The 256-nt window shown below is 37.1% G+C and carries 1 protein-coding gene; it reads left to right on the top strand.

The genetic code is table 11. The annotated features are described in order from the left end of the window. Nucleotides 1-2: 2 nt before the first annotated feature. Nucleotides 3-256: phage holin family protein (locus tag CF394_RS15470; protein WP_133079873.1), on the top strand; the 254-nt coding region annotated here is incomplete at its 3' end.

Raw genomic sequence — 256 nt, 5'->3', positions numbered from 1 at the left:
ATTTGGTGCATTTAGAAATAGTGAGTTTTTATCTGTTTGGACTAGTGAAGTTTTTAGACTTGTTGTTCGTCTTAATGATTATTGATATTGCTACAGGAGTATTTAAAGCCATCAAGAATCAGAATCTTTGGTCGCGAAAGAGTCTATTTGGTTACGCTAGAAAGATTTTGATATTCCTGGTCATCATCACAGCGAACATCGTAGATCAAATACTTGGTTATAACGCGTTTGACGCAGCGTCCAGATCGGAAGAGCA

This window comes from Tetzosporium hominis (assembly GCF_002265435.1).
Lineage (GTDB): Bacteria > Bacillota > Bacilli > Bacillales_A > Planococcaceae > Chryseomicrobium > Chryseomicrobium hominis.
Note: the sequence above shows the minus strand (reverse complement) of the source record. Positions and strands in the feature narration are given on the sequence as shown.